Origin of the sequence: Veillonella parvula (assembly GCF_024461875.1) — a bacterium.
Taxonomy (GTDB): domain Bacteria; phylum Bacillota; class Negativicutes; order Veillonellales; family Veillonellaceae; genus Veillonella; species Veillonella parvula_I.
In genome coordinates this window covers 66,706-86,974 of record NZ_JANGAL010000001.1, presented here as the reverse complement: position 1 = coordinate 86,974, position 20,269 = coordinate 66,706, and the positions used below count along the sequence as shown (strand labels likewise).

Sequence of the window (20,269 nt, the reverse complement as noted above, 5' to 3'; positions counted from 1 at the left end):
CTTATAATCTAAGGGATGCATTTATTATGATATATTTATTTAACAACGGTCAACAGCATCTTGAAGTTTTCTTGGGCATCGAGGCTATGAGGGACTTCAGAAGGCATGATCAATGTTTCACCAGCTTTCACATTGTGTTCCACATCACCGACGACGATATGTGCCTCTCCATCGAGGATTTGCACAATCGCATCGCCTACAGTTATATGCGTTGAGATTTCTTCGCCCTTTGGTAACGCAAATAAGGTAATACTGAGGCGTTCATTTTGGGCAATCGTAATACTAATCACTTGCCCTTCTTTATACTCTAAACAATCGCCTAGATGTAAAATTTCGTTGACTGGGATATTTTTTGTGAAAGTCTTACTCATAGAAATCACTCCTTATATAACTATTTGATAGTAAAAATAATTAAAAAGTAGATTGAAATAAAATTTTGTCAAAACTCAATTAATATAATTAAAAGGACTGTCCTTTTGTTGACTTTATTATAAGTTAATTGAGATTTAATTTCAGTGTCTATAGCAACAGAATTGAAATAATTTTATATAAATAAAACCGCCACCAACGGTGACGGTTTAGTATGACTCACCTATATAAAATTACGGGTTAAATGGGAATAAAATTGGCAATAATACAAAAGAAACGATGGCAGATACAATAATCAATGGTACGCCAGCTTTTACATAATCCTTAAAGCTGTAACCCGCCACGTTATACACCATAGCATTTGGAGGCGTGCCCATTGGTGTAGCATATGCAAGAGAACTGGAAATAACGATAGCTACGAGAATCGCTTTTGGGTCAAAGCCTAATTGAGATGCCAAGGACAAGCCGATAGGTGCCAACAATGCAACGTCCGCTGTATTGGACACAAAGTTTGTCATGAATATAGACAAGAAGAAAAGCACTGCTAACAAGACCAATGGGTTAGGTGTCTCACCCAAACCATCAACGATAAGGTTTGCAATAAATGCACCTGCGCCGGATTTTACCATTGCTGTACCAAGAGCCAAGGAACCTACAAACAACAGAATTGTCTTCATATCGATAGACTTAACAGCCTCTGTTTCAGTAATAACCCCAGTTGCTACGATAACAAGAGCACCTACCCAAGCGCTAACAGCCAAAGATACACCGATTTGTTTTTCAAAAATCATAGCCGCAATAGTCAATACAAGCACCAAACCTGCTGTCCATTTTTTCCACATTGGAACATGATCAAAGTCAGCATTTTTTTGATAGTTTGCATCAGGCTCACGAGTTGGAACCTCTGGCACGAAACGTTTGCCAATGAATGCATAGAATAGAGTGCCGATGATAAGTATAGGTAAACCTACTTCACCATAAGCGAAGAAACTAAAGGAACCAAGACCAGCCTCTTGTAAATTAGAGTTTGCAATCATATTACCAGGGGAACCAATCATAGAAATATTACCACCCATAGCGGCTGCAAATGCGATTGGCATTAGGAATTTAGTTTGGTTGAAACCACCCTTTTTACAAATACCGATGACAACAGGAATCATAACGGCTGCCGTACCTGTGTTGGACAAGAGACCAGACATAATACCTGTAAGCATCATGATAGCGATAATAAGGATTGTTTCGTTTTTAGCAAATTTATTAACAACATCACCTACATCAACAGCAACACCTGTTTCAAAGAAAGCAGCACTGATAATAAACATAGCAATGAATAAAATAACATTAGAGTCAACGAAGCCTTTGAAAGCTTCCGTTGCGGTTAATACACCAGAAAGATGCAAACCAACGGCTACAATCATAGCCGTAATAGACAATGGAATCTTCTCCAATGCAAACATGACGATTGCAAATACGAGGAATCCCAATGTAACAGCAACACTATAATCCATGAGAACTTTCCTTTCATGGTAGTCATACACCTATAGTATATAGATATAACTCAGTGATGTAAATCATATAATTTTTTATAATGAATATTTTTCATATATCTACAACGCTAGATAATACCTTATATATTAAAAGGGGCACAGAATTGGCAATAATACCAATACCACAATACTAGATACAACAATAAGTGGTACACTAGCTTTCACATAATTCAAAAAGCTATAGCCAGCTATATTGTAAACCATAGTATTGGCAGGCATACCAATTGGTGTCGCATATGCCAAGGAACTAGCAATTACGATAGCCGCGAGCACTGCTTTTGGATCTACTTTCGTGCTCATCGTAAACCTCCAGCAGGACTTCCTTTTCTAGACCTCTAAAATAAAATCTATTAAATATGTTAACGCCTCTCCATAATTTTATTGTACTCTTTTTTACAAATATAACTATCTAAATTATATATTTTTCTAACGGAATATAAAAATACACCCCTTATTAATCCAAGGGATGCATTCATTATGATATATTTATTTAACGACGGTCAACAGCATCTTGAAGTTTTCTCGGGCATCGAGGCTATGAGGGACTTCAGAAGGCATGATCAATGTTTCACCAGCTTTCACATTGTGTTCCACATCACCGACGACGATATGTGCCTCTCCATCGAGGATTTGCACAATCGCATCGCCTACAGTTACATGCGTTGAGATTTCTTCGCCCTTTGGTAACGCAAATAAGGTAATACTGAGGCGTTCATTTTGGGCAATAGTAATACTAATCACTTGCCCTTCTTTATACTCTAAACAATCGCCTAGATGTAAAATTTCGTTGACTAGGATATTTTTTGTGAAAGTCTTACTCATAGAAATCACTCCTTATATAACTATTTGATAGTAAAAATAATTAAAAAGTAGATTGAAATAAAATTTTGTCAAAACTCAATTAATATAATTAAAAGGACTGTCCTTTTGTTGACTTTATTATAAGTTAATTGAGATTTAATTTCAGTACCTATAGCAACAGAATTGAAATAATTTTATATAACAAATAGACGAGACCTCTAGAGAGACCTCGTCTTATTATTATCACTAAATATTACAGATATGTAACATCCTAAATTTTGAAATATTAAACGTCTATAAATATTAATCTCATATAATTTAAATCGCAGGTAGCAGTCCTAATAGATACACATCAAAAGTATCGCCAGGCCGTACCTCATGTACGCCTCTCGGAATACACGCCAAAGCATTAACCGTATATAAGCCTAACATGCTACTACTGTTAAAGTGACGATTAGCCACAAAGCGTGGCGCGCCACCACCGAAGATTACTTTACCTTGTACATAGCGATCAAAAGCATTGCGTTTAAAAATTTCCGAATCCATAACACAGGCCACCACTGGTGTAGTCCAGTTTGCCAAACCTTTATAGCGTTTCAAGGTTGGTGCTACGATTAAATGCCACCCATTAAAGGCAGCCCCTGGATTACCGGACAAACCAAAGATAATCTGACCTTTTGGGGTAACCGCACCATAAGATGCTGCGCCCGGTCGCATTTGAATACGGGCATAGATAGATTTTGCCCCTAATTTTTCATAAATAAGAGGCATCGTATCAAAAAGACCTACCGATACACCACCAGAACTGATTATAACATCTGCTTCTTCACTAAGTTTTAAAACATGATTGATTTCAGAGTCTAACGCCTCTGGAGCATCACTTACATGATAATGTGTTATCTTGTGAAAACCTAAGTCCTCTAAGAGTCCACAAATCATAGCTCGATTGGAGTTGTAAATTTTACCAGGCGTTAAGCTTTCACCAGGTTCAATAACCTCATGGCCAGAGGTAAGAACTAATACACGAGGCATGGCATTAACAGATATTTCCGTCATACCTAGCCCCGTCAAAATGGTTTGTACTGTAGATGTTACCTCTGTACCACGTGGGATCACAATGGTGCCGGCAACACACTCCTCACCTTGTGGAATAATATGATCACCACAATGATATTTGCCTTGAATCGTAATTGTAGTTTGTGGTTCACCAGTGCCAACCACTTGTTCTTGCATGATGACAGTATCACATGTATCTGGTACCGGTGCACCAGTCATAATACGCACCGCATGACCAACGTCTACGGGATGTTCCCATACAACACCAGCACCAATGATACCGTCAACGATATATTCATTACGACCTTCTTCGTAGGCGATGGCATAACCATCCATAGCAGATTTTGGGAATGCAGGTACGTCTGTGGGTGCAATAATGTCCTCTGCTAACACGTACCCCTTCGCAGCCTTAACATCTATTGTTTCAACTTTATGAACTTGCGTTTGTAAGGCTTCATCCCACAATTGGAGCGCCTTCTCAACAGTAACGACGGCCATTTAAACTCCTCATCATTTCCTGTATGTGACGTACCAATTCAGGTACGTCTTGATCTAACTTACCAATTTCTATCGTCGCCACTCGGTCCATGGAATCCGAGATAAGCTCTTCCGTATGTCCCTCTTGGGTAACCTCTATAATAGGGGCAATCCCTTGAGACCGTGATTCTAGTATAACTATATCTACGGGCATAAACTGTGATATTTCATACAGATTTGATTGTTCTTTTGTACGTATGCGAATCGCTGTTTCAGTAGGCCCTGCAATAGCAACCGCATCAGCCCCAGCTTTATAAGCAAGATCTGTATCTGTTCCCTCATGATCCATCTGAAAGCCATGTTTATCGCTTTTGACAACACCAACGGATAAACCGATTTTTTGTAACTCAGACACAAGACGCGTTACAACAGTTGTCTTACCTGTTTTACGTTTCGATGCGACCACACTAATTAAAGGTACACGGCGAAATTCATTTTCCGCCAAAGCTCGCGCCCATTGATAATCTTCAAAGCGATTAATATTACTTAATTCCCAGCTATAGTCAGTAGCATCAATGGACTCAACATGCCCAATGACGTCAAGAGCATGATGCAAGGATACATTTTCGCCAACAAGAATAGATTGAATTAAGGACGCAATATATGGCCTATAAATACCGGCCATCGGCTCAGATTTACCACTTTCACTATATGGGACAATGGCATTCCAATCATTATGATCTACTTGATAGAGCCAATCATAATACAAATCCATTTCCATGAATGGCATATCTACTGCCATTACTGCATAAGCAGAACTAGTACCAACCGCTAGAGTGCTATACAGCCCCCCTAAAGGTCCGCATCGCCCAACAGAATCACGAACAATAGAAACCTTATTTTTCTCATCGTTCGATAATGTATCTATAATATGAGTCTGTATAGCAAGTCCTAATTGCTCGTCATCACCGATGGAGATAAGAATATCTTGAACATCTGCATCTAAGCCCTTACGAAGGGCATGAGATATAAGACTTTCACCATTAATCCAAGACAACAAAGCCTTAGGTTGCCCCATTCTAGTACTGAGTCCTCCAGCCAAAATAATTAAACCTAATTTATCCACGACGTTGTAAACCTCGTTTGACACCTTGGTAGATAAATAGTAAAACTGCAATATTTAAAAGGCCATCTGGTACCATATAAGATGCATTATAAATCATGGAATAAACCCAAGGATTCTGCCCTTGTGGAGCATAGCTAGCAAAGACTACAGCACCGCTCGTAACAGATGCCCCCCAACGCAATACAATACCTACGATGGATCCAGTAATAAGTCCAGAAAGAGAATCTTTAAAGTAACCACAAACGCCAATAGCACCGTAAGCAACCAAGTAGTCTAATACAATACTTAAATAATGAACAGATGATTTAAAGCCTAAAATAAAGTGTAATATACCATATACAACACCTACGAAGATACCTCGTGTTCCGCCCCAACGATATGCGTAAATCATGAGTGGTACCAAAGCTGCCGCCTTAATAGAGCCCCCCTGTGGCATATGAAAAATCGTAATAAATGACAACACTTGAGCAATGGCAATTGCTACGCCAGCTTCAGTAAGCATACGGATTTTAGACTGTTCCACATTAATCAACCTCCTTTTACCATATATCTATAAATGAATATATTATTTATACAATCTACTTGTATTGTACTACAGTTTATCCCTTACACCAAACAAAATATTCGGAACGTATTGAAAATTTTATGAGTCTCTTGTATAATGGTACAGGTTCAATATGTAATACTCGAAGGAGATATAGAAACTATGATTAATACAACTAACATCTTTGATTATGAAGACGTGCAATTGATTCCTAACAAATGTATTGTCTCCAGTCGTAGCGAATGTGATACACATGTAAAATTAGGTAAACGCACATTCCGCTTACCAGTAGTACCTGCTAATATGCAAACTATTATCGACGAAGAGTTGGCTGAAAAATTAGCTCGTGAAGGGTATTTCTATATCATGCATCGTTTCCAACCAGAACGTCGTATGGACTTTGTAAAACGTATGCACGACCTTAACCTATATTCTTCTATTTCTATCGGCGTAAAAGCTGAAGAATTTGCTTTAGTTGATGAATTTAAGAAAGCAAACTTAACCCCAGAATATATCACTATTGATATTGCACATGGTCATTCCAATGCGGTCATCGAAATGATCCAATACATAAAAAAGAACTTACCTGAAACCTTCATTATCGCTGGTAATGTAGGCACTCCAGAAGCAGTTCGTGAACTAGAAAATGCTGGTGCTGATGCGACTAAAGTAGGCATCGGTCCTGGTAAAGTATGTATCACAAAATTGAAAACCGGCTTTGGTACTGGTGGCTGGCAATTGGCTGCTGTTCGCTGGTGCGCAAAAGCAGCTACTAAACCTATCATCGCTGACGGCGGTATTCGTGACCATGGCGACATCGCAAAATCCATTCGCTTTGGTGCTACCATGGTTATGATTGGCTCCCTCTTTGCAGGTCACGAGGAATCCCCAGGGGAAGAAAAGATTGTTGACGGCAAAGCTGTAAAAGAATACTTTGGTTCCGCTTCTGAGTTCCAAAAAGGGGAACGCAAAAATGTAGAAGGTAAAAAAATCTTCATCGATTCCAAAGGTTCTATCTTCGATACATTAACTGAAATGGAACAAGATTTACAATCCGCCATTTCTTACGCTGGCGGTACGACTCTACAAGCTATTCGCAAAGTAGACTATGTACTTGTTAAAAACTCCATCTTCAATGGCGATCGCTAATCTAATCAATATATAATGATAGTTCTAAAAGCCACAGGGTCTAGACCTGTGGCTTTTTAATGCGAGAAATACATAAAATATAAAAATATGAAAAAGGAGCTACGATACGAAAATCATAGCTCCTTAATTATAGGCTATTAAATTTGTTCTTCACTAAGACCACAGTCTTTACTCATTAAATGGTATGCGTATTTACCAATACCTGCACTTACAACAAGCAATGTAGTCAATACGATAAATGCTACTGTAAGACTTGTACCGTGCGCAATGAAACCAATTAAGGCAGGTCCCATCAAAATACCCATATAACCGAGCATTGTGGATGTTGCGACCGCTTGTGTCATAGGAATGACATTTTGTTCCCCCATTGCAGAGAATAGGTTTGGTACTATCATAGCTAATGAAATACCCAATAATAAGTAAGTATACATGGATGCATGACCTGGCAAGAACACGATAAGCCCCATCGCAATAGAGCCAAGTAAGTAGCCACCAACAACAACTTGCTTTGATGTTAAGTGTTTACCTAATCTATTACCAAGCAAACGGCCTATACACATAGTACCATTAAAGAGCATTACACCCATGACAGCCTCTTCAATAACAATCCCTTTATCTTCAAATAAATATAATGCACTCCAATCCCCTACAGCACCTTCTACCAAGTAAGAAACAAAGGACAATAAACCAAAAATAAGAGCGATTGGATGAAAGGACAATGGGCTTTTAGATTTTTTAGTAACCTTTGCATTTGGATCACTACCAAAGGTCAACATAAATTGGCTAACTACAACCATCGCAATAAATAGTACGATGAGAAGTCCCCAAATACTTTGATTAACAGGCAGCGATAAGATTTTTAAAAGCACGAGCAAAACACCGGCACCAGCAAAACCACCTAAGCTCCAGCCACCGTGATAGGCGCCCATTAAATGTTTTTTGCTCACCTTTTCTGTTAGGATAGCTTGTAAATTAGCAGAAGCACCACTAAGGCCTACACCAATACCAAAAAAGAACAGGGCTACTGTTGTTGTAGCAATAGTAGGACACATAGTAACGATGGCAAGAGATACCATACCAATAAAGCTAGCTAACAAAACGACTCTCTTACACCCAAAGCTTTCTACAAGCTTACCTGCTATAGCCATGGATAAACAAGAACCTACACCGAGCAACAAAATCATGGAACCTAATACATCTTCACCAATACTAAGCTTTGCTTTTAAATATGGCACAAAACCAGCCCATAAAGCTGTGTACATACCAGGGATAAAAAATGCCCCAAAAGCACCACGAATATTTGCTGTTGAAATAGAAACTTGATCGTTCATTACATCCTTTCTGGCTTCTAGAACCGTCCGGCGAAGAAAGGCCCTTTTTATCCGCATTGCGCCAAAACTTGCATCATTGCAGGAAACCATTTTAATTACATATGACTAATATTGGAATATAATAAACCCCTTTACAAAAAAAGTAAAGGGGTTTATGGGGTTAAAATTTATTTTCTTGTAACCAAGCAATGGCATATTCAGCATATACCGCAGATGCTGCAGATAATACAGTATCATCCATATTAAATCTATTATTATGATGATCGTATGTAGCTTCTACATCAGGGTTTTGAATACCAATAAAAGCAAAGCATCCTGGTTTATCTTGTAAATACCAGGCAAAATCTTCTCCAGGCATGACTTTACGCATCTTAGAAAGCTTGTCCTTACCTAATGTATCAATAACGACACGTTCTGCCAGTTCACTGGATTTAGGATCATTAATAGTAGGGGGCACTTTTTTTACATATTCTAATGTAGCAGTCGCTCCATAGGCCTCTGCAGTGTGTTCTACAATGCGGCGAATAGTATCGACAATATATTGTTCTTGGTTTGGATCAAAGAAACGAACTGTACCGCCTAGGGAAGCTTCCCCAGGGATGACATTCCATTCTGAGCCAGAATGAATATTACCAATCGTAACAACGACGGAATCAAGGGCACTCACATTGCGAGAAACTACAGTTTGTAAGTTCATAACGATGGCACTAGCCACCACAATTGCATCAATCGCTTGATGCGGCTGTGCACCATGACCTTGTTTGCCTTTTACATTAATAGTAATCTGGCTACTGGCAGCCATACGAGGACCCTCTTCTACAGATATGAGTCCCGCTGGCAAATCGATCCACACATGCCCTCCAAAAATAGCATCTACCTTATCATACCAATCGCCAAATTTAATGAAATCCGGAGCCCCTGCGCCAGTTTCTTCCGCAGGTTGGAATGCTAAATACACATCGCCTTCAATACGGTCTTTCATAGACATTAGCATCTTAGCCGCACCTAATAAAATAGCCATATGTCCATCATGACCGCAAGCGTGCATTTTGCCTTCTACTTCTGATTTATAGTCCACTGCATTATGTTCATGAACAGGCAGTGCATCGATATCGGCGCGCAACGCGATAGCCCTTCCCGGATTAGCACCATGGATAATACCAATTAAGCCGATACCACGCTCTATGTCTACATGAACCTCTACGCCCATTGATTCTAGTTCTTTAGCGAGTGCCTTTGTCGTTTCAAACTCTTCATTACTGAGTTCTGGATGTTTATGAAAATATCTACGCCAATCTTGAACGTAGCCTTTATATTGCTCTATTAAATCGCGACTATGCATCGTATCGCCTCCTCTAATATCAGTATATCAATTGCATATCAATATGCATCGCTAATATATAACGATTATACAGTCTACGAATTTATAAATACACAACCTACTTGTACCAAGAAAAGCCCCTTATTTAGGGGAATAACAGGATAAATGTAAAAGAAAACGACATGCAGCGCCATGTCGTTTTCCCAGTTTCTTATCGGTTGCGCAATACTGCTTGTACCGCTAAGGATACAACAGCTGTTGCAACTGTCACAGCAGCGGTGATTTTCGCCGTTGTGATAATTTCTTCTTTTGTAGGTTTTGCTTTTGCAGCAATGTCCAACGTTTTTGCTACCGCCGGAACCAATACTTCATTACGTAAGGATTCTGTATTCATATTTACTCCTCCAATATAGACTGTTTCTTCTAGGGTAACACGAATACGGAGTAAAGTCTATATAATCATCGGTTTATTTCCATAGTTCAATGTTACATAACTATAGTAAACAATATTTATGAAAGTTAAACAAAATCTTACTGTGCCGCTAATTCTTCAATCACATCGGCTAAAATAGCAATAGCTTTTTCCAATTGTTCTTGCGGAATATTAAGAGCTGGTAAAAGACGCACCTTATTTTTAGCAGATAAACATACTACGCCTTTTTCAAGACATTTAGCTATAACGGCTTTAGCATCAACCGTAGTTTCAATGCCAAGCATGAGCCCCATACCACTAACACCAATGACACCATGTTTACCAGTTAAGGTAGATTTTACGTATTCCCCTTTTACTTTTACAGAATCGAGAAATTCAGGAGTTAACCGACTAATAATAGTGTTCCCTGCAGCCGCACAGATTGGATTTCCCCCAAAGGTAGTAGCGTGGGCACCAGCATTTAAAACGTACTGCATCTTTTCATTAAACAAAGTAGCCCCCATTGGTAGACCTCCCGCCAAGCCTTTTGCAGTAGATACCACATCTGGTTCGATGCCAAATTGTTGGTATGCATATAGACTACCAGTCCGACCATTACCAGTTTGTACCTCATCGATGAGTACCAGTTGATCGTGTTCATGCGCATATTTTGTTACCGCTTGGACAAACTCCTTATCTAAGGGCATAACACCACCTTCACCTTGGATAGGCTCCATCATGATGGCACAAACAGCTGGATTAGCAAGGACTTTCAACGCCGCATCAATATCATTGGCCGGGGTGTGAATAAAGCCCTCAGTAAATGGGAAGAAATGTTGATGGAATACATCTTGTCCTGTAGCAGACAAGGTGGTAATAGTACGACCGTGGAAACTATTGACCAAGGTAACGATTACATGACGACCTTCGCCGTATTTGTCATGACTGTATTTACGCGCTGCCTTAATAGCACATTCGTTAGACTCCGCACCAGAGTTAGAGAAAAACACCTTTTTCATCCCCGTTTTCGCGCAGAGCTGTTTCGCTAGTTCAATTTGTGGCAAAGAATAGTATAAATTAGAAATATGATTCAACGCATGAGACTGCTTAGTAACAGCGTCAGTCCACTCATCATCGTCAACACCAAAAGCCGTTACACCAATACCAGAGCCAAGGTCAATGTATTCTTTACCCTCTACATCCCACAAGAGAGAACCCTTCCCTTTCTGAAAGCATACGTTGAACCGACCATACGTATTGGCTATATATTCTTTATCTTGTTTTTCAAAATCGATTGTATTATTCATTATACCCTCCAAACGTACGGCCTTGCCGTCGTCTATCTATATAAAAGATAACCAGTAGATGATTACCGTATTATGTCTACTATATTAAGCAACAAACATAGTCCCAAGGCCTTCATCGGTTAATAGCTCGATAAGAATAGCATGTGGAATCTCTCCATTGATGATGAATACCTTTTGCGCACCTGCTTCTATGGCCTCTAAGCAGCAATCCACCTTAGGAATCATGCCGCCCGCTATAATACCATCGGCTTTTAACTGATCGGCCTCGGCCATCGTAATTTTAGGAATTAAAGAATTTGGATCATGCACATCTCGCAGTACACCATCAATATTGGTCATAGCCACCATTGTTTCCGCCTTGAGAGCGCCCGCAATCTTTGCGGCTACCGTATCAGCATTAATATTATATGTCTTGCCATCGGCTCCCATGCCAATAGAAGAAATAACTGGAATATAGCCACGGCTAATTACATCATGAATAATGCTCGTATCAATAGTATCAATATAACCTACATAACCAAGTTCTTCGTTTTGTTTATGAACTTGAATCATGTTGCCATCCACACCACAGAGACCAACAGCTTTACCACCAAGATCCGTTAAATCCGCCACGAGCCCTTTATTCACCTTGCCGGCTAATACCATTTGTACAACATCCATCGTTGCTTCATCTGTAACGCGTAGACCATTTGCAAAATGTGATTCAATTTGCATCGCCTCTAAGGTGCTATTGATAGCTGGTCCGCCACCATGAACTAGAACTACTTTTACTCCTACCAATTGGAGTAGCAGTAAATCCTTCATAACAGATTTTTTTAATTCTTCATCAGTCATGGCATTGCCGCCGTATTTAACGACAACATACTGATCGGTATATTGTTTTATATATGGAACGGCCGCCGTTAAGATATGCGCCCGCATTGCATTTGTTACATCCTTCATAGTTCCCTCTCTAATCTAATACTAAACCAGTATTTTCTGGTAAGCCCAATGCGATATTCATACATTGAACGGCGGCACCTGATGCACCTTTACCTAAATTATCGAAAATGGCATGAACCATAATGCGTTCATCGTTACCAGTCACATTGATTTTCATGCTGTCCGTATTGCTTAATTGATTAGCGTTTAACATACCGCTATTGCTATTTTCAGTAAATGGTGCAACCGTAATGATTGTACTATCTTTGTAAAAGTATTCTAACGTTTGTTGTACCTTATCAATACAAACAGGTTTATGACATAAACGACTATGAATACCTACGGTAACCTCCATTCCAGAGTAGTAATCATCAACAATTGGCATAAAAATTGGAGCTTCACTAAGGCCGCATACATGTTGTACTTCGGGTAAATGTTTATGTTCTTGACCAAGCCCATATTGACGTGGAGCATAAAGGAAATAGTCCTTAGGACTACTTTCATATTGGTCAATCATCTTCTTGCCACCACCGCTATAACCTGTTAAAGATGTAATGGTGAAAGGATAATCCACTGGCACGAGTCCTGCTTTTACAAGAGGAGCTATGCAAGCAATCATACCGCTCGCATGACAGCCAGGATTTGCAATATGTTTTTTAGTTGCAATAGATGTTTTGTAGCTTTCACCAAGTTCTGGGAACCCATATGCCCAACCAGCTGTAGTTCTAAACGCTGTAGAAGTATCAATAACCTTACATGGAAAATCACCAATAGCGGCCATAATTTCCTTAGATGCCACATCAGGTAAACATAGAAATACAAGATCCGCTTTTTTTGCAACCACTTTAATGGCCTCTACATTTTTGCGATCCTCATCAGCAGTCGCTAAGAGTTCTATATCTTTTCGATCGGATAATCGTTCATGAATTCTAAGACCAGTTGTGCCTTCATGACCAACAATAAATACTCTATGGGGTGTCATAATAAACCTCAATTCTCACCTATTGGTGACTCACACCTATTTATATAGCCCTTTATCCAATATAAATAGAAAACAAACTATACGATTCATCACCATTTAGGAGGATGAATTTATTTCAATGGATAATCTCCAAAGGTGGCAACCATAACTGCCTTAATCGTGTGGAGACGATTTTCTGCTTCTTGGAACGCTAAAGAGTTTGGACCTTCGAATACCTCTTCGGTCACCTCAATGCCATTCATGCCAAACCGTTCATAAATATCTTTACCTACTTGTGTTTCTGTGTTGTGGAACGCTGGCAAACAGTGGCAGAACTTCGTGTTCGGATTACCGGTTAATGCCATCATTTCTGCATTTACTTGGAATGGTTTAAAGGTATTAATACGTTCCTCCCACATATCGTAAGTATCGCCCATCGTTACCCACACGCCAGTGTAAATGACATCTAAGCCTTTAACGCCTTCAGCTACATCATCTGTACAAGTAATAGTAGCGCCCGTTTCTTTAGCCACCTTTAAGCACTTTTCATAGAATGGACCAGCTGGCCAGTATTGTTTAGGGCCAATGAGTCTGAAATCCATCCCTATTTTAACGGCACCACTCATCAAGGCATTGCACATATTTGATTGACCGTGTCCAACATAAGCAAAGGAAATTTTATTCAACGGTTTATCGATATTTTCTTGTATGGTTAAGAAATTTGCTAATGTTTGTGTAGGATGATCCATATCGGTAAGCCCATTCCAAACTGGCACACCAGAGTATTCCGCCAATATATCTACATCCTCTTGGTCAAAGCCTCTAAACTCGATAGCATCATACATAGAACCAAGAACACGAGCCGTATCCTTTAAGGATTCTTTCTTATTCATTTGAGAACCTGTAGGGCCAAGATATGTTGTAAAAGCACCTTGGTCCGCAGCCCCTACCTCAAAAGCGCAACGTGTCCGTGTTGAGTCCTTTTCAAAGATCAAAACAAAGTTTTTACCTTCTAATGTTTTTATTTCCTTGCCCACTTTTTTATCTGCTTTTAATTTAGCTGCCAAGTCTAAAAAGTATTTGATTTCCTCTGGTGTATATTGAAGCATTGTTTTAAAAGATTTATGTTGTAAACTTTTCATGATAACCTCTTATTTCAAACTACTTATTTAACTACTTTTCTTGTAAGAATTCGGCGGCAATAGCAGCCATCATTGTTATACCAGGTTCCAGAATGCTTTCATCAATGGTGAAAGCCTCATTATGTAAGGCCGGATTGCCTTCAAACCCAGTACCTAACCAAAGAAAAGCACCTTTTATTTTATGAAGATATGCGGAGAAGTCCTCTGCTGCCATAGACGGAAATTCAGGATGGACCACAGCTTCTTTACCAAGATATTTCTCTACAATAGATGTGGCGTAATCGATGGCCTCTGGATTATTGATAGTAGCACCATGGCCACGCTTATAATCCAAAGTGCTTTCCGTTTTAAACATCACATCGAGGGCCTGTAAGCTTTCACCCAAACGTCGCTCAATATAATCACGTTTCTCTGGTTCATAGGTACGACAAGTACCTTCAAGATACACATCACCACAGCCCACATTGTATCGATCACCACCATTAATCACTCCAATTGTGCACACGAGATTTTCCATGGGATTCGTTTCGCGAGCCACCATGGATTCCACATTTACAATCCAGTTCGCTGCGGCCACAATAGCATCAACCCCATTGTGAGGCTCCGCTCCATGAGTCGATTTCCCTTCAATATGGACGAAGAAGTGATCCGAGGCAGCCATCAAATTACCTTTTTTTAGACCTACCGTACCAACCGGTAATTGTGGCCATACATGAAGGCCATATATTTCATCTACATCATCAAGAATGCCGCTATCTACAATACCTTGAGCCCCTGGGAATAAAGCTTCTTCTTCGGAAGGTTGGAATACGAGTTTCACGGTCCCATGTAATTGATTTTTAATAGATTGTAGAATCGCCGCTGCACCAAGTAAAATTGCCATGTGGCTATCATGACCACAGGCATGCATAACACCTTCATTTTGTGAAGCAAAGGGCACGCCTGTTATTTCATGTATGGGTAACGCATCCATATCGGCACGCAATGCAATAACAGGGCCTGTATGAGCACCTTCTATCTTACCGATAACAGCATAATCAGAAATATCGTTTACAAAGGGAATTCCTAGTTCACCAAGCACCTTTTGAATAAATAAAGATGTATGTTTCTCTTCACCAGATAACTCTGGATGGCTATGAATATGTCGGCGCCATTCCACAACTTGTTCTTTATATTGAGAGGCATAAGTTTTTATTAAATCTTGTAATGCATTCATTACTCTATCTCCTTTATACACTGTATGTATATTTTATACATATTTTGTGTATTTTTATAATCTATACACGTATTATAATACTACCTACCATAATTAGCAAGTATTTATACAAATTCACTGTATTTTTATTTGTTATATTGTAAATCAATTTTACTCATAGATTCTTGCTACCTTTGATTAGAGAAAATAGACAAAAAAGACACCTTCCAAAGAAGGTGTCTTTTCTTATTTTTCAATGACTGATTCGTCAAGCTGAGTGCCGTCAGGTAAAAATGATTTTACAATCAGCTTATTCGGTGTCACTGTCATAGACATATAATTATTCGTTTCAGGCTGAGGTGCTACATATACATCTAGAGGATGTTGCTTCCACTTAGGACGTCGTGCATCACCAGCTATTCCTGTAAGAATATATAATGGACCAGATGGGTCTCGATCAAAGTTTCGCACATGACCGCGGTTGCGATATGTATGTAAATGAGCAGATAAGACTAAGTCCACATTAAATTCATCGAAGATAGGCATAAATAATACACCCTCGTCATCGAAACCAACATCTCGACTTGCACCTGGTCGGTCAAAGGCATATTGGAATGAATCTCTATGCATAAGAACGACAGTCCATTTTTTCGTATTAGCTGCAAGATCTTGGCGTAACCATTGAACCTGTACATCGTATAAATCAGGATGATGCGTATCATGATTATCCTCATGATTGCTTTCATATAACATTGTATCTAATACAACGTAATGAACATCACCGAAGTCATAGGAATAATAACGACGATTAAAAATTTCATTCCCATTAGGCGGTACTGCGAAGTAATTCAAATACGCATAAGGCTCGCGCATTTTCCAATCTAATGTATACATCTCGTGATTGCCTAATGTCGTTGCTAACGGCACATTAGCACTCAACGGTCTAATGGAATTTAACCAAGTGCGCCATTGATAGGCCTGCTCTCCATTATCTACAAGGTCACCCATGCTAATATACAAGGCGATCCTAGGGTTACGATGTGCTGAGTTCATTACAATCTCTTCCCACTGAGAATAATCCCCCGACTGAGAATCTGGATAGATGAGGACATCATATTCTTTAGCGCCTGCAGTTTCCAATGAATACCAATCACTGCGACGATCATTGCCATAACCAACGCGATATTCGTATTTAGTATTAGGCGTCAAACCAGTTACTGTACCCTCATGAATATAGGTGGTACTGCCATCATCGGTAAAAGCTTTGTCTGTAGCTTTTATCGTTTGAGTCGTATCAGATCCAACAAGACGATACTCTATTACCGCATCAGCTTCACTGCTATCTGATTGCCACATAATAGTACGACTCGTGCTGTTATCTTGAGCTACAATTTGCCGAATATAACGACTTTCAGAATCGAGTAGTGGTTTTATCTCTTGGCCACTCACCACAGCCGCTGTTCTAGCTATACAACTCTGTATAGCATCCTTATGGACATATCCACCTATAGTAACACAGACCAAGGAAATAATGGCTAGCACGGATATAATTAATCTTTTTTTGTTCATATAATTCTAATTCTTTTCGTAATATTGTTTCATTTGTGTATAGCCATTAACGATGACTTCGATTTCACCCGTTCTAGGATGGAAGATAAGACCGTGAATAGGCACATCTTTAGGAATCAAAGGATTCATACGCAATTCGTCTACTGTATCCTCTACATTTTCAGCAGGATGTGTAAAGCCATCAGCCCAGCGTTCCATTTCTTTACGGATCATATGAATCGCTTCTGGTGCAATACCACGAGCCAACATTTTTTCTGTTAGATCTTTTGCCGTAGTTTTTGCCATACCACATTCGTGATGACCAATGATAAAGATTTCGTTAACGCCTAGCTCATAAATACAAACAAGTAAACTACGTACAACGCCATCAAAGGGACCTGTAATACAGTTACCTGCAGTCTTTACGATTTTCGCTTCACCGCGCCCAATATCCATGGAATCTTCTAAGAAGTTAACAAGACGTGTATCCATACATGTAACAATTGCCATTTCACGACTAGGCATTTTACTACACTTTGTATCTGTATCTACATAACCTGTATTTTGATCTTCTACATATTCTCGATTATGGGCTAAAATATCATCTAATAAGCTCATAGTACCTCCTATATAAAATGACTTTGGCATACAACCAAGGTCTCTATATCAATAATGCTCGATATACATATTATATCATATTAAGTTGTACACGCTTTAAGCCACAAAAAATAGGTCTATTCAAATACATGTATTATATATTTGAATAGACCTAAATCGCTTTTAAAGTGCTAGAGTACACACCTTATCTATCAGGTGTAGATAATGCTTCGATAGCTACGCTACCACCGCGTACAACTTCAATACGATTGACGAACATATCTTTAAATAAGGCAATCATGTCATTATTTTTAGATACGGTCTTTACACATTGTACTAGTACAGATTTACGATTATAATCCACAACTAATAGATCAAAGGTTTGGGCAATGCGGAAGATTTCTTGTTTATCCGCTTCTTTACAGCTATTGACCTTGATAAATAGTAATTCTTTTTTCGTAATTCGCATGTCCGTAAAGTCGATAACCTTAATCACCTCTACACTGCGATTAAGCTGTTTAATGATTTGTTCATATGTCAAATCGTCACAAGTAAGATCAATCGTCATACGAGACATGGTAGAATCTTCAGTTTCCCCTACAGTCAATGTATCAAGATTATAATTTTTGCCTGCGAAGAGGCCTGAAATCTTAGCTAGTACACCGATTTGGTTTTCTACATACGCTGAAATACAGCGTTTTTTCATATGTACTTCCATAGCGCCTCCTATTTTTTATCCTTCAACAACATATCACTTAAAGACTTACCTGCTGGTACCATTGGCAACACATTGAGTTCTGTTGGAATGATAAACTCAAGTAATGTAGGGCCATCTTTGAAAGTATCCGCCAATTGGAATCCTTTTTCGATGTCCTCTACCTTTGTAATACGCATTGCCTTTGCGCCATAAGCTTCTGCCAATTTCACAAAATCGGGTACATATTCAAACTCATCATTGTCGATTATGTCTCGCGTAACAATGGCACTTTCATCCATCATCAAGTTCGTACAAGCGTAACGTTTATCGTAGAATAATTGTTGCCATTGGCGTACATTTCCGAGGAAACCATTATTTAAAATAATTAGCGTCACAGGCAAACGGTAGTGCATAGCAGTGGCAAACTCTTGGATATTCATTTGCACGCCACCATCACCACAGATGGCAAATACACGCTTATCTGGATTTCCCATTTGCGCCCCTAATGCAGCAGGGAAACCATAGCCCATAGTCCCTAAGCCACCAGACGTCAACATTTGATATTGACCTTTCACATCAAGGAACTGGGTAGTCCACAATTGATTTTGACCCACATCGGTTGTAACGATAGGATGTTCATAATGATGATTGATGTACTCGATAACAGTTTGAGGTGTTAACCCCTCTTCGTCAGCTTGAGTGACAGGGCGCTCTGCCTTAAGTTGCTGTAATTGTTTTGGCCAGTCGCCAAGATCGTGAGGTTCAATATATTCTAAGATTTTTTCTATAGCCAATTTAGCATCTGCTACGATTGGAATATCAACCTTAATATTTTTAGAAATAGACGCCGCATCTACATCAATATGGATAATCTTACAATTTTGTGCAAAGGTACTTAGTTTACCAGTAATACGATCATTAAAGCGCGTACCAATAGAAATCATCACGTCACAATCAGTTATGGCTACATTAGGCGCATAGCCACCATGAATCCCTACATTACCAAGATACAATGGATGACGGCTATCAATAGCACCTTTCCCCATCAATGTTGTTACTACAGGAATCCCTGTTTTTTTAACCAACTCCATCATAAGGTCGTTAGCACCACTAATGCTTACCCCACCGCCTAATAGGAATAGAGGCCTTTTAGCTTTACTAATAATAGAACAGGCCTTTTTAACTTGACCTACGTGAACAGTGGTATTTGGTTTGTAACCGCGAATATTAACCTCAGTAGGATACTCATCAGAGCCCATAGCCTTTTGAATATTTTTAGGAATATCCACAACCACAGGACCTGGTCGACCTGTGCGAGCAATATAAAAGGCTTCTTTCAAAATACGACCAAGCTCTTTACGATCACGAACGGTAACAGCATATTTACAGATATTGCGTACAATGCCAACAGTATCTACTTCTTGGAACGCATCATTGCCCATCAGACCCAAGTCAACTTGACCTGTAATACAAACGAGAGGAACACTATCAGAATAAGCAGTAGCAATACCAGTCACAAGATTTGTAGCACCAGGTCCAGAGGTTACCATACAAACCCCTACTTTACCGGTACTACGAGCATATCCATCTGCCGCATGGGCCAATGCTTGCTCATGACGCGGCAAAATCACTTTTACCTTATCTTGCTTATATAATTCATCCATGATATCAATAGTAGCCGCCCCAGGATAGTTAAATAAAAACTCTACCTGCTCCTCTTGAAGGGCTTTTACCAGATACTGTGCGCCTGAAATCATAGGTATCTCCT

The 20,269-nt window shown here is 39.4% G+C and carries 19 protein-coding genes and 1 pseudogene; 1 reads left to right on the top strand and 19 read right to left on the bottom strand.

What is annotated here, in order from left to right:
* Nucleotides 1-35: 35 nt before the first annotated feature.
* The 7 genes and pseudogenes from NE668_RS00395 to thiT all read right to left on the bottom strand — a co-directional run bounded on the left by NE668_RS00395 (nucleotide 36) and on the right by thiT (nucleotide 5,899).
* A complete protein-coding gene (locus NE668_RS00395; protein WP_004698659.1) occupies nucleotides 36-371 on the bottom strand; it encodes a cupin domain-containing protein in 336 nt (111 codons plus the stop codon).
* 231 nt (nucleotides 372-602) lie between these two features.
* The gene (locus NE668_RS00390; RefSeq protein ID WP_004698525.1) at nucleotides 603-1,877 is read right to left on the bottom strand and encodes an SLC13 family permease; all 1,275 of its coding nucleotides are present in this window, start codon (nucleotides 1,875-1,877) and stop codon (nucleotides 603-605) included.
* Nucleotides 1,878-2,003: 126 nt separating this feature from the next.
* Nucleotides 2,004-2,201 (bottom strand): annotated as a pseudogene (locus tag NE668_RS00385) (hypothetical protein); the annotation flags it as partial.
* Between the two features lie 201 nt (nucleotides 2,202-2,402).
* On the bottom strand, nucleotides 2,403-2,738 hold the full coding sequence (locus NE668_RS00380) for a cupin domain-containing protein (protein ID WP_256195350.1): 336 nt from the start codon (nucleotides 2,736-2,738) through the stop codon (nucleotides 2,403-2,405).
* 297 nt (nucleotides 2,739-3,035) lie between these two features.
* A complete protein-coding gene (locus NE668_RS00375) occupies nucleotides 3,036-4,271 on the bottom strand; it encodes a molybdopterin molybdotransferase MoeA (RefSeq protein WP_227037117.1) in 1,236 nt (411 codons plus the stop codon).
* Nucleotides 4,252-5,376: a molybdopterin-guanine dinucleotide biosynthesis protein B gene (mobB, locus tag NE668_RS00370; protein ID WP_195394630.1), complete on the bottom strand. Its 1,125-nt coding sequence runs from the start codon at nucleotides 5,374-5,376 to the stop codon at nucleotides 4,252-4,254. The genes NE668_RS00375 and mobB overlap by 20 nt, the downstream gene beginning before the upstream one ends.
* Nucleotides 5,369-5,899 carry an energy-coupled thiamine transporter ThiT gene (gene thiT, locus NE668_RS00365; protein ID WP_021148398.1) on the bottom strand — a complete coding sequence of 177 codons (531 nt, stop codon included), beginning with the start codon at nucleotides 5,897-5,899 and terminating at the stop codon, nucleotides 5,369-5,371. The genes mobB and thiT overlap by 8 nt, the downstream gene beginning before the upstream one ends.
* 183 nt (nucleotides 5,900-6,082) lie before the next feature.
* On the opposite strand from thiT, the gene NE668_RS00360 reads away from it, so the two are divergent.
* On the top strand, nucleotides 6,083-7,069 hold the full coding sequence (locus NE668_RS00360) for a GMP reductase (protein WP_004696596.1): 987 nt from the start codon (nucleotides 6,083-6,085) through the stop codon (nucleotides 7,067-7,069).
* A 137-nt stretch (nucleotides 7,070-7,206) separates the two neighbouring features.
* Here NE668_RS00360 and NE668_RS00355 read toward each other — a convergent pair whose 3' ends face one another.
* The 12 genes from NE668_RS00355 to ilvB all read right to left on the bottom strand — a co-directional run bounded on the left by NE668_RS00355 (nucleotide 7,207) and on the right by ilvB (nucleotide 20,258).
* Nucleotides 7,207-8,400: an MFS transporter gene (locus tag NE668_RS00355; RefSeq protein WP_227037118.1), complete on the bottom strand. Its 1,194-nt coding sequence runs from the start codon at nucleotides 8,398-8,400 to the stop codon at nucleotides 7,207-7,209.
* Between the two features lie 160 nt (nucleotides 8,401-8,560).
* Nucleotides 8,561-9,742, bottom strand: coding sequence for a M20 metallopeptidase family protein (locus tag NE668_RS00350; protein WP_227037119.1), 1,182 nt, complete (start codon nucleotides 9,740-9,742; stop codon nucleotides 8,561-8,563).
* A 190-nt stretch (nucleotides 9,743-9,932) separates the two neighbouring features.
* Nucleotides 9,933-10,115 (bottom strand): hypothetical protein, encoded by a 183-nt coding sequence (locus tag NE668_RS00345; protein WP_004696604.1) that lies wholly within the window; start codon nucleotides 10,113-10,115, stop codon nucleotides 9,933-9,935.
* Between the two features lie 137 nt (nucleotides 10,116-10,252).
* Nucleotides 10,253-11,440 (bottom strand): aspartate aminotransferase family protein, encoded by a 1,188-nt coding sequence (locus NE668_RS00340; protein ID WP_227037120.1) that lies wholly within the window; start codon nucleotides 11,438-11,440, stop codon nucleotides 10,253-10,255.
* Nucleotides 11,441-11,524: 84 nt separating this feature from the next.
* Nucleotides 11,525-12,382: an acetylglutamate kinase gene (gene argB / locus NE668_RS00335; RefSeq protein WP_227037121.1), complete on the bottom strand. Its 858-nt coding sequence runs from the start codon at nucleotides 12,380-12,382 to the stop codon at nucleotides 11,525-11,527.
* Between the two features lie 10 nt (nucleotides 12,383-12,392).
* A complete protein-coding gene (gene argC / locus NE668_RS00330; protein ID WP_227037122.1) occupies nucleotides 12,393-13,343 on the bottom strand; it encodes an N-acetyl-gamma-glutamyl-phosphate reductase in 951 nt (316 codons plus the stop codon).
* Between the two features lie 110 nt (nucleotides 13,344-13,453).
* Complete coding sequence (gene argF, locus NE668_RS00325) at nucleotides 13,454-14,464, bottom strand: ornithine carbamoyltransferase (RefSeq protein WP_264467084.1); 1,011 nt, start codon at nucleotides 14,462-14,464, stop codon at nucleotides 13,454-13,456.
* Nucleotides 14,465-14,495: 31 nt separating this feature from the next.
* Complete coding sequence (locus tag NE668_RS00320) at nucleotides 14,496-15,680, bottom strand: M20 metallopeptidase family protein (protein WP_227037123.1); 1,185 nt, start codon at nucleotides 15,678-15,680, stop codon at nucleotides 14,496-14,498.
* Nucleotides 15,681-15,905: 225 nt separating this feature from the next.
* Entirely contained in the window at nucleotides 15,906-17,228 is a 1,323-nt protein-coding gene (locus tag NE668_RS00315) for a purple acid phosphatase family protein (protein WP_227037124.1), read from the bottom strand.
* A 6-nt stretch (nucleotides 17,229-17,234) separates the two neighbouring features.
* Nucleotides 17,235-17,825, bottom strand: coding sequence for a beta-class carbonic anhydrase (locus tag NE668_RS00310; protein ID WP_120055482.1), 591 nt, complete (start codon nucleotides 17,823-17,825; stop codon nucleotides 17,235-17,237).
* A gap of 184 nt (nucleotides 17,826-18,009) precedes the next feature.
* On the bottom strand, nucleotides 18,010-18,522 hold the full coding sequence (ilvN, locus tag NE668_RS00305) for an acetolactate synthase small subunit (RefSeq protein ID WP_004698541.1): 513 nt from the start codon (nucleotides 18,520-18,522) through the stop codon (nucleotides 18,010-18,012).
* Between the two features lie 8 nt (nucleotides 18,523-18,530).
* Complete coding sequence (gene ilvB, locus NE668_RS00300) at nucleotides 18,531-20,258, bottom strand: biosynthetic-type acetolactate synthase large subunit (protein WP_004698611.1); 1,728 nt, start codon at nucleotides 20,256-20,258, stop codon at nucleotides 18,531-18,533.
* Nucleotides 20,259-20,269: the final 11 nt, after the last annotated feature.